Annotated in this window: 14 protein-coding genes; 8 read left to right on the forward strand and 6 right to left on the reverse strand. The window is 69.2% G+C overall.

The features are described from left to right. Positions 1-36: 36 nt before the first annotated feature. Positions 37-2,070, reverse strand: a complete 2,034-nt coding sequence (tkt, locus tag V8J36_RS13980) for a transketolase (protein ID WP_336467902.1) — start codon at positions 2,068-2,070, stop codon at positions 37-39. Between the two features lie 189 nt (positions 2,071-2,259). On the opposite strand from tkt, the gene V8J36_RS13985 reads away from it, so the two are divergent. From V8J36_RS13985 to V8J36_RS13995, 3 genes are read left to right on the forward strand one after another with little or no spacing between them, the layout of a single operon-like run. Continuing rightward, on the forward strand, positions 2,260-2,922 hold the full coding sequence (locus tag V8J36_RS13985; RefSeq protein WP_336467903.1) for a hypothetical protein: 663 nt from the start codon (positions 2,260-2,262) through the stop codon (positions 2,920-2,922). Then, entirely contained in the window at positions 2,915-3,298 is a 384-nt protein-coding gene (zapA, locus tag V8J36_RS13990; RefSeq protein WP_336467904.1) for a cell division protein ZapA, read from the forward strand. The genes V8J36_RS13985 and zapA overlap by 8 nt, the downstream gene beginning before the upstream one ends. Further along, positions 3,295-3,717 (forward strand): GFA family protein, encoded by a 423-nt coding sequence (locus V8J36_RS13995; protein WP_336467905.1) that lies wholly within the window; start codon positions 3,295-3,297, stop codon positions 3,715-3,717. Before zapA ends, V8J36_RS13995 begins: the two co-directional genes overlap by 4 nt. Before the next feature lie 71 nt (positions 3,718-3,788). On the opposite strand, the gene grxD is transcribed toward V8J36_RS13995, so the two are convergent. Then, positions 3,789-4,160 (reverse strand): Grx4 family monothiol glutaredoxin, encoded by a 372-nt coding sequence (grxD, locus tag V8J36_RS14000; RefSeq protein WP_336467906.1) that lies wholly within the window; start codon positions 4,158-4,160, stop codon positions 3,789-3,791. 102 nt (positions 4,161-4,262) lie between these two features. After that, positions 4,263-4,505 carry a BolA/IbaG family iron-sulfur metabolism protein gene (locus V8J36_RS14005; RefSeq protein WP_336467907.1) on the reverse strand — a complete coding sequence of 81 codons (243 nt, stop codon included), beginning with the start codon at positions 4,503-4,505 and terminating at the stop codon, positions 4,263-4,265. A 169-nt stretch (positions 4,506-4,674) separates the two neighbouring features. On the opposite strand from V8J36_RS14005, the gene V8J36_RS14010 reads away from it, so the two are divergent. Continuing rightward, the gene (locus tag V8J36_RS14010; RefSeq protein WP_336467908.1) at positions 4,675-5,625 is read left to right on the forward strand and encodes an HNH endonuclease; all 951 of its coding nucleotides are present in this window, start codon (positions 4,675-4,677) and stop codon (positions 5,623-5,625) included. A 39-nt stretch (positions 5,626-5,664) separates the two neighbouring features. On the opposite strand, the gene purL is transcribed toward V8J36_RS14010, so the two are convergent. From purL to V8J36_RS14025, 3 genes are all read right to left on the reverse strand, one after another. Further along, positions 5,665-7,827 carry a phosphoribosylformylglycinamidine synthase subunit PurL gene (gene purL / locus V8J36_RS14015; RefSeq protein ID WP_336467909.1) on the reverse strand — a complete coding sequence of 721 codons (2,163 nt, stop codon included), beginning with the start codon at positions 7,825-7,827 and terminating at the stop codon, positions 5,665-5,667. Between the two features lie 282 nt (positions 7,828-8,109). Beyond that, the gene (locus V8J36_RS14020; RefSeq protein WP_336467910.1) at positions 8,110-8,514 is read right to left on the reverse strand and encodes a PRC-barrel domain-containing protein; all 405 of its coding nucleotides are present in this window, start codon (positions 8,512-8,514) and stop codon (positions 8,110-8,112) included. A gap of 401 nt (positions 8,515-8,915) precedes the next feature. Further along, positions 8,916-9,821: a LysR family transcriptional regulator gene (locus tag V8J36_RS14025; RefSeq protein WP_336467911.1), complete on the reverse strand. Its 906-nt coding sequence runs from the start codon at positions 9,819-9,821 to the stop codon at positions 8,916-8,918. A 301-nt stretch (positions 9,822-10,122) separates the two neighbouring features. Here V8J36_RS14025 and V8J36_RS14030 point away from each other — a divergent pair, with 301 nt between their 5' ends. The 4 genes from V8J36_RS14030 (at position 10,123) to ccmE (ending at position 13,479) form a co-directional block, all read left to right on the forward strand. Beyond that, positions 10,123-11,007 (forward strand): lysophospholipid acyltransferase family protein, encoded by an 885-nt coding sequence (locus tag V8J36_RS14030; protein WP_336467912.1) that lies wholly within the window; start codon positions 10,123-10,125, stop codon positions 11,005-11,007. A 17-nt stretch (positions 11,008-11,024) separates the two neighbouring features. After that, the gene (locus V8J36_RS14035; RefSeq protein ID WP_336467913.1) at positions 11,025-11,837 is read left to right on the forward strand and encodes a glutamate racemase; all 813 of its coding nucleotides are present in this window, start codon (positions 11,025-11,027) and stop codon (positions 11,835-11,837) included. Between the two features lie 135 nt (positions 11,838-11,972). Continuing rightward, entirely contained in the window at positions 11,973-13,001 is a 1,029-nt protein-coding gene (gene argC / locus V8J36_RS14040; protein WP_336467914.1) for an N-acetyl-gamma-glutamyl-phosphate reductase, read from the forward strand. A gap of 25 nt (positions 13,002-13,026) precedes the next feature. Continuing rightward, entirely contained in the window at positions 13,027-13,479 is a 453-nt protein-coding gene (gene ccmE / locus V8J36_RS14045; protein WP_336467915.1) for a cytochrome c maturation protein CcmE, read from the forward strand. The last annotated feature ends 54 nt before the right edge of the window (positions 13,480-13,533 follow it).

Raw genomic sequence — 13,533 nt, forward strand, 5'->3', positions numbered from 1 at the left:
CGCGGGGGGGCAGGCATGCCCCCCCGACCTGTTTTCTCAGACCAGCGCGCGGGCCTTTTCGACCACGGCGTCCACGGTGATTCCGAACTGCTTGTACAGCTCCTCCGCCGGGGCCGAGGCGCCGAAGCCGGTCATGCCCACGAAGGCCGCCTTCGCCTCGCGGCCGCGCTCGCCGTAGAGCCAGCGGTCCCAGGGCTGCTGAACCGCCGCCTCGATGGCGATCCGCACCGGGCCGGCCGGCAGCACCTTGCGGCGATAGCTCTCGTCCTGCGCCGCGAACAGCTCCATGCAGGGGACCGAGACCACGCGGGTGCCGATGCCCGCCGCTTCCAGCACCTCGCGCGCCTTCACCGCCAGCTCGACCTCCGACCCGGTCGCCATCAGGATCACCTGGCGCTTGCCGGTGGCCTCGCGCAGCACATAGGCGCCCTTGGCCGAGAGGTTGGTGTTGGTGTGGGTCTCGCGCAGCGTCGGCAGGTTCTGCCGCGACAGGGCGAGGATCGAGGGCGTCTCGGTCGTGGTCAGCGCCAGTTCCCAGGCCTCGGCCGTCTCGACGATGTCGGCGGGACGGAAGGTCCAGGTGTTCGGCGTCGCGCGGCAGATCGCCAGATGCTCGACCGGCTGGTGGGTCGGGCCGTCTTCGCCAAGGCCGATCGAATCGTGGGTCATGACGTAGGCGACCGGGTTGCCCATCAGCGACGACAGGCGGATCGCGCCGCGCGCATAGTCGGTGAAGCAGAAGAAGGTGCCGCCATAGGGGCGCACGCCGCCATGCAGCCACAGACCGTTCATCGCTGCGGCCATGCCGTGCTCGCGGATGCCGTAATGGACATAGCGGCCCTTGCGGTTCTCGGGCGAGAAGACGCCCAGATCCGCGGTCTTGGTCAGGTTGGAGCCGGTGAGATCGGCCGAGCCGCCGATGGTCTCGGGCACCGCCGGGTTGATCGCCGCCAGCACCATTTCCGACGCCTTGCGGGTCGCGACCTTGGGCTTGGCTTCCGACTGGGCCTTCTTGAAGGCGCGAATCGCCGAGGCCAGCTTCTTCGCGGGCTCGCCGGCGAAGATCCGGGCGAACTCGGCCTGCTTGGCGGGCGACAGCTCGCCCAGTCGGCCTTCCCAGGCGGCCCGCTCGGCGGCGCCGCGGGCGCCGATCGCGCGCCAGGCTTTCAGCACCGCTTCCGGGATCTCGAAGGGACCATGCGGCCAGCCGTAGATCTCCTTGGTGGCCGCGATCTCCTTGTCGCCCAGCGGCGAGCCGTGGGCGGCATAGCTGTCGGCCTTGCTGGGCGAGCCCATGCCGATGATCGTCTTGCAGTCGACGAAGACCGGGCGGTCCGAGGTCTTGGCCTCGGTCAGGGCACGGTCGATGTCGGCGGGGTCATGGCCGTCGCAGGCCAGCACCTTCCAGCCCGAGGCCGCGAAGCGCGCCTTCTGGTCGGTGATGTCCGACATCGTGACGCGGCCGTCGATGGTGATGTTGTTGTTGTCCCACAGGACGATCAGGTTCGACAGCTTCTGCATGCCGGCAAGGCCGATGGCCTCCTGGCTGATGCCTTCCATCAGGCAGCCGTCGCCGGCGATGACCCAGGTCTTGTGGTCCATCACCTTTTTGCCGAAGCGGGCGCGCAGCGATTCCTCGGCGATCGCCATGCCGACCGCGGTCGAGATGCCTTGGCCCAGCGGCCCGGTGGTGGTCTCGACGGCGTCGAGCAGGAAGTTCTCGGGGTGGCCGGCGGTCAGCGCGTTCCACTGGCGGAATTGCTTCACCTGGTCCAGCGTCACCTGCGCGTCGCCGCAGAGGTAGAGCAGCGCGTAGATCAGCATCGAGCCGTGGCCGGCCGACAGCACGAAGCGGTCGCGGTCCGCCCATTTCGGGGCCGAGGCGTCGAACTTCAGGTGCTTCTCGAACAGCACGGTGGCCACGTCGGCCATGCCCATCGGCATGCCGGGATGGCCGGAATTCGCGGCCTGCACGGCGTCCATCGCCAGCGCGCGGATCGCGGCGGCTTTCTGCCAATGGTCGGGATGGGCGGTCCGCAGCGCGGCGATATCCGGGAAACCGGTGTCCATGGGGGCATCCTTCGCAGGTGTTAGCGGTCGCGGCCGTCAATAACACCGGCAACGAAAGGATCAAGCGCGACGGGCCGTCCGCGGGGCTTTTGGGCTGCGATTTGCGGATCAGGCCGCAGAGTGGTTCATTGTTCCGAAACCCGGCGCCGGTGCGGGACGATTCGACCGGGGCCCCGGTCAGGAGGGCGGATGAGCGACATCACCGAATACGAACGCCGGATCAGCGCCGCGCTCGCGCGCATCGGGCGCGGGATCGACGGCCTCGGCACCGGTGTCGGGGCGCCCGCGCCGGCCGACACGGAGCAGGCGGCCGCTCTTGAAGCGCTGACGATGCAGGTCGCGGCGCTGGAAGAGGCGCTGGACCAGGAGCGGGCCGCGGTGGCGCGGCTGGCGGCCGAGCTGGCCGACCGCGACGCGGCGCCCGAGCCTTCGGTGGTGGTCGATTTCCTGCCCTCGGGCGGGCCCGAGGCGGCGCGGATCGCCGCGCTCGAATCCGAACTTGCGGCCGAGCGCGAAAGCAACGCCCAGCTGGTCGAGCGGGTGCGCGCGATCAAGGACAAGCAGGAACAGACCGTGGGCGCGCTGGAAAAGCGTGTGGCGAAGTTGTCGGAAAGCCTCGACGCCGGTTCGACCGATGCGGCCAAGCTGCGCCGGGTGAACGGCCAGCTGCGCGAAAGCAACATCGCGCTGCGCGAGGCGATCGCCCGCGGCCTGCCGGATGCCGGTCTGATCAACCGCGGCCTCGAGGTCGAGCTGGAGGCGCTGCGCGCCGCCCGCGCCTCGGAAGCCGCCGAGATGGACGAGATCCTGGCCGAACTGCGCCCGATGCTGAAGGAGGCTGCCCGTGCCTGAGATCCGGATCTCGATCGGCAACCGCGATTTCGACGTGGCCTGCCAGCAGGGCGAGGAGCACTTCCTGCGCGCCGCCGCCGCGATGCTGGACGCCGAGGCGCAGCCGCTGCTGGCGCAGCTGGGCCGCATTCCCGAAACCCGGATGCTGCTGATGGCGGGGCTCTTGCTGGCCGACCGCACCGCGGCGCTCGAGGATCAGCTCCGCGACGCCGAGGGCCGTGCCCAGGCCGCCGAGGCTGCCGCGGCGCGGATGCAGGCCGAACCGGTCACGCGCGAGGTGCCGGTGATCCCGGCCGCGGTGACCGAGACCATGGCCGAGATCGCCGCCCGGACCGAGGCGCTGGCCGCCCGGATCGAAGAGCGCGTCGCCGGGTGAGCGGCCCGGCCGCGATCCTGCGCGGCGGCTGCCGCTGCGGGGCCGTCGGCTACGAGGTGGCGGATGCCTTCGCCTATGCGCTGAACTGCCACTGCTCGCAGTGCCGCCGCGCGACCGGCGCCGCCTGCAAGCCCTTCGCCGGGATCGCGACCCCGGCGCTGCGGCTGACGGCCGGGGCGGACAGCCTTCTGATCTATGGCGAGACCGGGGACTCGCAGCCGCATGACGTGCTCTGCGCGCGGTGCGGATCGCTGCTGTGGTCGGTGGTGCGCGAGGGTGCCTTCGTTCACGTGACGCTGGGCACGCTGATCGACGCGCCGACGATCCGCCCCTCGGCCCATATCTTCACCGGGTCGAAGGCGCCCTGGCATCGGATCACCGACGATCTTCCGCAGTTCGAAGGCTTTCCGACCGGCTGACACTCAAAAGCGAACGGCGGACCCGAAGGCCCGCCGCGCGGTGTCGCCGTGGTATCTGGTGACGGACCGGCTCAGCCCTGGTTGGCTTCGCGGATCTTTTCGGCCGCGGCCTTGTCGTAGGGGATCGCGTTGGTTTCGAACAGGCTGTCGAGCTCGCCCGACAGCACCATTTCGGTGACGATGTCGCAGCCGCCGACGAATTCGCCCTTCACGTAAAGCTGCGGGATCGTCGGCCAGTCCGAGAAGTCCTTGATCCCCTGACGGATGCCGGCATCGGCCAGCACGTTCACGTCCTTGTACTCGATGCCCATGTAGTTCAGCACCCCGGCCACGCGGCTGGAGAAGCCGCATTGCGGCATCATCTTGGTGCCCTTCATGAACAGCACGACGTCGTTCTGGGTGACGGTTTCGCGGATCTGCTCTTCGGCGGTGGTGGTGGTCATCTCTGGCTCCTGGGACGCGGGCGCAGGCCCGGGGGAATGGGATCTTCGGCAGGACCGTCTTTCGGACGATCGGGCGGGCGGTCGATCAGGCGGGTCGGACCGTCAGGCGGGGGCCTTGGTGGTCAGCGCCAGCGCGTGTAGTTCGCCATTCGGGCCGTCCATCTTGCCCTTCAGCGAGGCATAGACGGCGCGCTGCTGCTGCACCCGGTTCATGCCCTTGAAGCTGGCGTCGATCACCTCGGCCGCCCAGTGATTGCCGTCTCCGGCCAGATCCGTGATCGTGATCTTCGCTTCCGGGAAACTGTCGCGGATCAGGTTTTCGATGTCCTGGGCTTCCATCGGCATGGTGGGGTGGTCCTCTTGGCCTTGCCCCCAAAATGTAGAGTGCCGCAGAGCCATTCGCAAGCGAGCAGCGGGCGGGATCGCGTGGCGTCCACGGCCCGTCCGCCCGCAGGACCCTGACGAAGCATCGAAAAAGCTTGCGAAAAGCTTATCGGCGTGAACCCTGGCGTGCATGGTGAAGCTGGTTCTGTTGCACAAGGCGGGCTCGATCTACGACGACGAGCCGGATCGCGTCTACGATTTCCCCCGGTCCTATCTGAAGGCGGCGACCGAGGCGGTCGGGGACTGGGTGGTCTACTATGAACCGGTGAAGGCCGGCCCGCGCGGCTATTTCGCGGTGGCACGGATCGCACAGGTGATCCCGAAGCCGGGGGCCGAGGGCCGGTTCCTGGCGATGATCGCGCCGGGCAGCTTCCTGCCCTTCGACCGGCCGGTGCCGCGGCTGCTGGCGGGGCGGCCGCTGGAAAGCGCGCTGTCCGACGGGTCCGGGGCGCTCGCGCGGGGCGGGGCCGTGCAACTGGCCGTGCGGCGGCTGCCAGAGGCCGAGTTCGCCCGGATCGTGAACCTCGGCCTGCCCGACGCGCTCGAGGCCGAGGAAGCTGCGCGCTACAGCCCGGCGTCCCTGGCGGTTCCGCTGCCGGCGGGCTTCGACGAGCCGGTCGTGCCCTTTGTCCGCCCGGTGATCGAGCGGCTGACGAACCGGCCGTTCCGCGACGTGCTGTTCCGCCGCCGGGTGCGCGAGGCCTATGGCCACCGCTGCGCGATGTCGGGGCTGGCGCTCAGGAACGGCGGCGGGCGGCCCGAGGTGCAGGCGGCCCATATCCGCCCCGTCGCGGCACAGGGCAGCGACTCGGTCCGCAACGGTCTGGCGCTGTCGGGCACGCTGCACTGGATGTTCGACCGCGGGCTGATCTCGGTCGCCGATGACAACGCCACGATCCTCGTGTCGCGCAACAAGGTGCCAGAGGATGTGGTGCGTCGGCTGATCCGGCCCGAGGGGCGCCTGTTGCCGCCGCTCGCGCCCCATGACGCCCCGCATCCCGAGAACCTGAAATGGCACCGCGAGAACGTCTTCGGCCAGTGGCTGCCCGACGGTCAGGCACCTTGGGGGCCGATGCCCTGAGGGTCGGCGGGGGCCGCGAAGCCCCCGGCCGTTTGCGCGTCAGGCGACGGCGGCCGCGAAGGCGCCGCGGTAGAGGTCCGAGAGCGCGGCCAGCGGGGCGCTGTCGCCGCCAAGGCTGACACTCGCGCCGCCGAAACGGCCGACGCGGGCCAGCGGAACGCCGGCGGCCTTGGCCGCGGCCTCCAGCGCCGCCGCCCCGGCCTCGTCACAGGCGACGAGGTAACGGGCCTGATCCTCGCCGAAGAGCAATCCGATCTCGGTAGCGTCCAGCGTCAGGCCAAGGCCCGCGGCTTCCGCCATCTCGAAGGCCGCCAGTGCGAGCCCGCCGTCCGACAGGTCGTTCGCCGCACGCACCGATTTGCGGTTCGCCAGCAGGAACTGGCCGTTCGCCAGCTCTGCCGCCAGATCGACCTTCGGCGCATCGCCGGTTTCCAGACCGAAGGCCTCGTAGGCCAGCGCCGACTGACCCAGATGACCGGCCGTCGCGCCGATCACCAGCGCGATGTCGCCATCCGCGGGCTTGCCGGGGATGTGCTCGTCCAGCGTCGCCAGAAGGCCGACCGCGCCGATGGTGGGCGTGGGCAGGATGCCGGTGCCGTCGGTCTCGTTGTAAAGCGACACGTTGCCCGAGACGATCGGGAAGTCGAGCGCGCGGCAGGCCTCGCCGATGCCTTTGATCGCGCCGACGAACTGGCCCATGATCTCGGGCTTCTCGGGATTGCCGAAGTTCAGGTTGTCGGTCGCGGCCAGCGGCTTGGCGCCCACCGCCACCAGGTTGCGCCAGGCTTCGGCCACCGCCTGCTTGCCGCCCTCGTAGGGGTTGGCCTTCACATAGCGCGGCGTCACGTCCGAGGTGAAGGCCAGCGCCTTCGCGGTGCCATGCACCCGCACGATGCCCGACCCCAGACCCGGAACGCGCACGGTGTCGGCCATGACCTGCGTGTCATACTGCTCGGTCACCCAGCCCTTGTGGGCGTGGTTGGGCGAGCCCAGCAGCGCCTTCAGCGCGGCGATCGGGGCGATCGCCGGCAGGTCGGCCATCGCCGGCGCAGCCGCGGGCTCGATCCAGGGGCGGTCGTATTCGGGGGCCGAGGACGACAGCTTCGACAGCGGCAGGTCGGCCTTCACCTCGTTGCCGTGGACGATCAGGAAGCGGTCCTCGGCGATGGTCTCGCCGACGATGGCGAAGTCGAGATCCCATTTCACGAAGATCGCGCGGGCCTCGGCCTCTTTCTCGGGCTTCAGCACCATGAGCATCCGCTCCTGGCTTTCCGACAGCATCATCTCGTAGGCGGTCATCTTGGCTTCGCGCTGCGGCACGGCGTCCAGCACCAGCTTGATGCCGAGGCCGCCCTTGTCGCCCATTTCGACGGCCGAGCAGGTCAGGCCCGCGGCGCCCATGTCCTGGATCGAGATCACCGAGTCGGTGGCCATCAGTTCCAGGCAGGCTTCCAGCAGGCGCTTCTCGGTGAAGGGGTCGCCGACCTGCACGGTCGGGCGTTTCTCTTCGATGGTGTCGTCGAACTCGGCCGAGGCCATGGTCGCGCCGCCGACGCCGTCGCGCCCGGTCTTCGCGCCAAGGTAGACCACCGGCATCCCCACGCCCGAGGCCGCCGAGTAGAAGATCTTGTCGCTGTCCGCGAGCCCCGCGGCGAAGGCGTTGACCAGACAGTTGCCGTTGTAGGCGCGGTGGAAGCGCACCTCGCCGCCGACGTTCGGGACGCCGAAGGCGTTGCCATAGCTGCCGATCCCCTCGACCACGCCCTTGACCAGATGGCCGGTCTTCGGGTGGTCGGGCAGGCCGAAGGACAGCGAGTCCATCGCCGCGATCGGGCGCGCGCCCATGGTGAAGACATCGCGCAGGATGCCGCCGACGCCGGTCGCGGCGCCCTGATGCGGCTCGATGTAGGACGGGTGGTTGTGGCTCTCCATCTTGAAGACCACGGCCTGACCGTCGCCGATGTCGACCACGCCCGCGTTCTCGCCCGGACCGCAGATCACCACGTCGCCGGTGGTGTGCAGCGTGCGCAGCCATTTCTTCGAGGATTTGTACGAACAGTGCTCGTTCCACATCGCCGAGAAGATGCCCAGCTCGGTGAAGGTCGGTTCGCGGCCGATGATCTCGAGGATCCGCTGGTATTCGTCGGGCTTCAGGCCGTGAGAGGCGATGAGCTCGTCGGTGATCTGCGGTTCCTGGTTCATGGGGTCCCCGTCCGGCTGGGTGGCGCTTGCGGCGCCTTCCTAAAGCCGGATGCGCCCGCGGGAAAGGGGGGTTTTGGCCTGACAGGGCGAAGCGGCGACAAAGCGGTGGCCGGGGCCGCGTATGGGGCAGGCAGGGAGCGGGAAACAAGGAGGGGCGCGCCGCGTCCGGCACGCCCCTTCCGACACCCCCCGCGAGGCGCTGTGCCGGAGTGCCTGAACCCTTGCGGGCCCGAGGCCATTCCCGGCGGTGCGCTGCGGGACGCTTGCCGAAACAACGCGGGATCAGCCCTGCAGTTCCGCCATCTCGACGAACTCGTCACGGGTCATGCCCACGGTCAGCGTCTGGCCGTCCGACACCGCCTCGGCCGCGGTGACCGTCACCGTGTCGCCGGTGATGCCAAGGCTGGTGGCCAGCTCGATCACCACCGTGTGGCGGCCATCGCGGTCCTGCAGCACGCGTTCGACGGTGCCGAGCGGCTTGCCGTCGATCGAGCGCACCGCCATGCCGGCGCCGATCTGGCCGATCTCGGTACCCACCGCGCGCGGGGCGGGGATCACCGGGATCGCCCCGGTTCCGGCCGCGGGGGATGTCGCCGCGCGTTCGGCCTGCGCCGCGGCCCCGCCAAGCAGCGCGACCGCGCCAAGCGGCGCGGCAAGCACCAGTCTGGCCCGTTTGGATTGGCCCATGAGCGTCCTCCGTCTGTTGTCAAAGCTCGGGAGGAACAAGCCACCAGCCGCAGGGATCGTTCCCGCGCTCCCGCGCGCGGGCAGGGCCATCGCCTGACGACAGCCAAGGGCTGGACGCCCGCGCCAGCGCCACGCCGCAGCCAAGGCCTCATCCCGCAGGGCAAAAAAAAAGGCCGAGACAAAGCTCGGCCGAAGTCCAACAGGGAGGTTGAAGTCGCCGCGAGTTTCCTCGCATCGGCGGCCTCGAAGCTGCATTTATGGGCGGAATGTGAATCATTCAAGGAAAAAGCCCCCGCAATAAGTGCATGGCCGCCATGCGTTGCGTGAATGTCGCAGCGCAGCAAAGCGGAAAGGGGCCGCGGCGGCGGCCCCGAAGGTCTGCAATCACAGGGGGAATCGCCTCAGGCGACGTTCTCGTCAAGCTGGCGCTTGCGATAGGCCATGATCTCTTCGGTGACGAAATCCCGGAACGCGGCGATGCGCTTCGACTGCCGCAGCTCTTCCGGATAGGCGAGGAACACCGGCACCTCGGCCGAGCTGACATCGGGCAGCACCTGCACCAGATCGGGGAAATCGTCGGTCAGGTAGTCGGGCAGGACGCCGATGCCGACATCGTTGATCACCGCCTGCATGACGCCGAAGTAGTTGTTCACATAGAGCAGCGACGGGATCTCGTAGGCGATCAGCCGCTGCACCAGCGCGCCGCCGGCCGCCACCTGCGGGGCGGTGGCGTTCTGGCAGATCAGCCGGTGGGTCGACATGTCCTCGAGCCGCTCGGGCATGCCATGCGCATCCAGATAGGCGCGGCTGGCATAAAGGCGCATCCGGATGTTCATCAGTCGCTTGCGGATCAGGTCGGCCTGGCTCGGCTCCTTCATCCGGATCGCGACATCGGCCTCGCGCATCGGCAGGTCGAGCACGCGCTCTTCCAGCATCAGGTCGATGGTGAGGTCGGGGTATTTCTCGTAAAGCTTCGACAGCCGCGGGGCGAGCCACATCGTGCCGAAGCCGGTGGTCGACGTGACCTTCAGCGTGCCGAAGACCTCTTCCTCGCTGTCGCGGATCCGCGCCGCGGCCGTGTCCAGCCGCTTGGCCATCGCCGAGGTCGCGTCGAACAGCAGTTCGCCCTGCTCGGTTAGGATCAGGCCGCGGGCGTGGCGGTGGAACAGGGTGGTGCCGAGGCTTTCCTCGAGCGCGCGGATCTGGCGCGACACGGCCGACTGGCTCAGATGCAGGCTGTCGCCGGCATGCGTGAGGCTGCCGGCATCGGCAACCGCGTGGAAGATCCTGAGCTTGTCCCAGTCCATGGTCTCTCGTCCTTGGCGCTGCCGTGCGGCGCAATCGCGCGCCGATTACATGGCAGCCATGCGTTCCCTACATAGGAATGCGATGTGGCTCAATGAAGGCGTGGCGTTTTTTCGGCATTTTCTTGCGAAACGCGGCCCGGGTGTCACAACATGCTGCAGCTGCACAATGATCGGGCGTCGTGGCGGCGGCGGAGTGCCCGCAGCGGTGCGCCCGTAGCCGGCCGGTCACCTGATTGTCATCTTCCCGCGGCATCTGGACAGGGTCGCGGGGCCCTGCGGCCCCGATCCGGGGACGTGACAGATGACCGACAGCCTTGGCCGAGACATCGTGCGCCAGATCACCTACGCCCGTTCGGCGGCGACACGGCCGGGGCGGGCGGTGATCCGTCTGGTCGAGAACGCGACCGGGCGGCGGGCGCTGCTGCGCCGGGCCAGCGGCGCGGTGACCGGCGACGCCTTCTGGGACGAAATGCCGGGCCGGTTCGGCCTGACGCTCGACATCCGCTCGGGCAGTCTCGCGGCGATCCCGGCCGAGGGGCCGCTGGTGCTGGTGGCGAACCATCCCTACGGCATCCTCGACGGGATGATCATGGGCCACCTTCTGTCCGGACTGCGCGGCGATTTCCGCATCCTCGCCAATTCCGTCTTCGGCGGGGTCGAGGCGCTGTCGAAGGTGGTGCTGCCGATCGACTTCGCCGAGACCCGGGCCGCGACCGAGGCGAACCTTGCCACGCGGGCGCGGGCGCTCGACTATCTGGGCGCGGGCGGCGCGATCGGGATCTTTCCCGGCGGCACCGTTTCGACCCCGCTGCGGCCCTTCGGCCCGCCGCTCGACCCCGCCTGGCGCAGCTTCACCGCGAAGCTGGTGGCGCGCTCGGGCGCGACGGTGGTGCCGGTGTTCTTCGAGGGGCACAATTCGCGGCTGTTCCAGCTGGCCTCGCACCTGAGCATGACCCTGCGCCTGTCGCTGCTCTTGCGCGAGTTCCGGGCGCGGACCGACACCGCGGTGCGGCTGCACGTCGGCGCGCCGCTGCCGCGGGCCGAGGTCGCGGCCCATGCCCGCGATCCGAACGCGATGATGGACTACCTGCGCCGCGCGACGTATCAGTTGAGCCCCGACCCGCTTCCGCCGGGGCCGGGGCTGGATTACGGGCGGGCAGTGGCGAGACGGGGGCGGGCGGCCTGACCCCCGCGGAGGGCGAGATGGCAGTAGGCGTGTTCGATAGCGGTCTGGGCGGGCTGACGGTGCTGGCCGCGCTGCAGGCGCGCCTGCCCGAGGTGCCCTTCGTCTATCTCGGCGACAATGCGAACGCGCCCTATGGCGTGCGCACCCCCGACGACATCTTCCGGCTGACCTGTGCCGGGGTCGAGCGGCTGTGGGACGCGGGCTGCGATCTGGTGATCCTGGCCTGCAACACCGCCTCGGCGGCGGCGCTGAAGCGGATGCAGGAGACATGGATCCCCGCCGACAAGCGGGTGCTGGGCGTCTTCGTGCCGCTGATCGAGGCGCTGACCGAACGCCAGTGGGGCGACAACTCGCCCCCGCGCGAGGTGGCGGTGCAGCATGTGGCGCTGTTCGCGACGCCCGCGACGGTGGCGAGCCGCGCCTTCCAGCGGGAACTCGCGTTCCGCGCGATCGGCGTCGATGTCGAGGCGCAGCCCTGCGGCGGCGTGGTCGACGCGATCGAGGCCGGCGACGAGATCCTGGCCGAGGCGCTGGTGAAAAGCCATGTGGAAGCGCTGCTGCGCCGGATGCCGAAGCCCGAGGCCGCGATCCTGGGCTGCACGCACTATCCGCTGATGGAGGCCACGTTCCAGAAGGCGCTCGGCCCCGAGGTCGCGGTCTTCTCGCAGCCGAAGCTGGTGGCCTCGGCCACCGCCGACTATCTGGCGCGACGTCCCGAGTTCCTGGGCCGTGGCACCGAGGCGATGTACCTGACGACGGGCAACCCCGAGAGCGTTTCGGCCCATGCCACGCAGTTCCTGCGCCGGGGCGTGCGCTTCACCAAGGCCTGAGGGGCGGGGCCCTCTCACGTCTGGGCGACCGGCGGCCCTGTCACCTTGGTTTCACTTGCCCTTGGGGGCCGCTTGCGGCATCACCCGCGCAGCACCGATCCGAAAAGACACCGATCCGAAAAGACAGGGCCAGCCATGACCAAGCGCATCGCCATCCTCGGAGCCTCCGGCTACACCGGCGCGGAACTCGTGCGTCTGATCGCGACCCATCCCGAGATGGAGATCGTCGCGCTGACCGGCGACCGCAAGGCGGGCATGGCGATGGCCGAAGTCTTCCCCTTCCTGCGCCACCTTGACCTGCCGGTTTTGCAGAAGATCGAGGATGTCGATTTCTCGAGCGTTGATCTGTGCTTCTGCGCGCTTCCTCATGCAACTTCTCAAGCTGTCATCAGCGAGCTGCCGCGCGATCTGAAGATCGTCGACCTCTCGGCCGACTTCCGGCTGCGCGATCCGGCGGCCTATGAGAAATGGTACGGCAAGCCGCATGCCGCGCTCGAGATGCAGAAGGAGGCGGTCTATGGCCTCACCGAATTCTACCGCGACGAGATCCGGGGCGCGCGGCTGGTCGCGGGCACCGGCTGCAACGCCGCGACCGGGCAATACGCGATCCGGCCGCTGATCGAGGCGGGCGTCATCGACCTTGACCACATCGTCATCGACCTGAAGGCGGGCGTCTCGGGCGCCGGGCGCAGCCTGAAGGAAAACCTGCTGCATGCCGAGCTGTCGGGGGGCACCCATCCCTACAGCGCCGGCGGCACCCATCGCCATCTGGGCGAGTTCGATCAGGAATTCACCAAGGCCGCCGGCCGCGAGGTGCTGGTGCAGTTCACCCCGCACCTGAGCCCGATGAACCGCGGCATCCTGGCCACCGTCTATGTGCAGGGCGATGCGAAGGCGGTGCACGGGGCGCTGGCCGCGCGCTATGCCGACGAGACCTTCCTCGAGGTGCTGCCCTTCGGCCAGCTGCCCTCGACCCGGCACATCGCGGGGTCGAACTTCGTGCATCTGGGCGTGATCGGCGACCGGATCCCGGGGCGGGCGGTGGTCGTGGCCGCGCTCGACAACCTGACCAAGGGGTCGTCGGGGCAGGCGATCCACAACGCCAACCTGATGCTGGGCCTTCCCGAAACCATGGGGCTGATGCTGGCCCCGGTCTTCCCGTAAGACCGGGCCGGGACGAGGGAACGCGATGCGCGGTCTGAAGAAGAAACGCCGGATCCAGGTCATCGCCGTGGCGGTGGTGGCGCTGATCGGCGCGACCGCGATGATCGGCTATGCGATGCGCGACGGGATCAACTATTTCCGCGCGCCGGCACAGGTCGTGTCCGACCCGCCGCGCGAGGGCGAGGTCTTCCGGCTGGGCGGTCTGGTCGAGGAGGGCAGCCTTGTCCGCGGTCAGGGCGAGACCGTCAGCTTCAACGTCACCGACGGCGGCGCCACGGTGCCGGTGACCTATACCGGCATCCTGCCCGACCTGTTCGGCGAGGGTCAGGGCATGGTCGGCACCGGCGAGATGCAGGGCGGCACCTTCGTCGCCCGCGAGATCCTTGCCAAGCATGACGAAAGCTACATGCCCAAGGAAGTCATCGACGCGCTGAAGGAACAGGGCGTCTACGAGGACCCCTCGAAACCCGCCAGCTGAGCGGCGCGCGCCGGGTTGCGGCGACGTTAACCTTGCTTGCGGCAGTCTGAGCCT

Origin of the sequence: Frigidibacter sp. MR17.14 (assembly GCF_037095735.1) — a bacterium.
Taxonomy (GTDB): domain Bacteria; phylum Pseudomonadota; class Alphaproteobacteria; order Rhodobacterales; family Rhodobacteraceae; genus Frigidibacter.

What these genes read in the sequence shown, in the direction of transcription:
- tkt (WP_336467902.1), bottom strand. Translation starts at nt 2,070, where the DNA reads ATGGACACCGGTTTCCCGGATATCGCCGCGCTGCGGACCGCCCATCCC.
- V8J36_RS13985 (WP_336467903.1), top strand. Translation starts at nt 2,260, where the DNA reads ATGAGCGACATCACCGAATACGAACGCCGGATCAGCGCCGCGCTCGCG.
- grxD (WP_336467906.1), bottom strand. Translation starts at nt 4,160, where the DNA reads ATGACCACCACCACCGCCGAAGAGCAGATCCGCGAAACCGTCACCCAG.
- V8J36_RS14005 (WP_336467907.1), bottom strand. Translation starts at nt 4,505, where the DNA reads ATGCCGATGGAAGCCCAGGACATCGAAAACCTGATCCGCGACAGTTTC.
- V8J36_RS14010 (WP_336467908.1), top strand. Translation starts at nt 4,675, where the DNA reads ATGGTGAAGCTGGTTCTGTTGCACAAGGCGGGCTCGATCTACGACGAC.
- purL (WP_336467909.1), bottom strand. Translation starts at nt 7,827, where the DNA reads ATGAACCAGGAACCGCAGATCACCGACGAGCTCATCGCCTCTCACGGC.
- V8J36_RS14020 (WP_336467910.1), bottom strand. Translation starts at nt 8,514, where the DNA reads ATGGGCCAATCCAAACGGGCCAGACTGGTGCTTGCCGCGCCGCTTGGC.
- V8J36_RS14025 (WP_336467911.1), bottom strand. Translation starts at nt 9,821, where the DNA reads ATGGACTGGGACAAGCTCAGGATCTTCCACGCGGTTGCCGATGCCGGC.
- V8J36_RS14030 (WP_336467912.1), top strand. Translation starts at nt 10,123, where the DNA reads ATGACCGACAGCCTTGGCCGAGACATCGTGCGCCAGATCACCTACGCC.
- V8J36_RS14035 (WP_336467913.1), top strand. Translation starts at nt 11,025, where the DNA reads ATGGCAGTAGGCGTGTTCGATAGCGGTCTGGGCGGGCTGACGGTGCTG.
- argC (WP_336467914.1), top strand. Translation starts at nt 11,973, where the DNA reads ATGACCAAGCGCATCGCCATCCTCGGAGCCTCCGGCTACACCGGCGCG.
- ccmE (WP_336467915.1), top strand. Translation starts at nt 13,027, where the DNA reads ATGCGCGGTCTGAAGAAGAAACGCCGGATCCAGGTCATCGCCGTGGCG.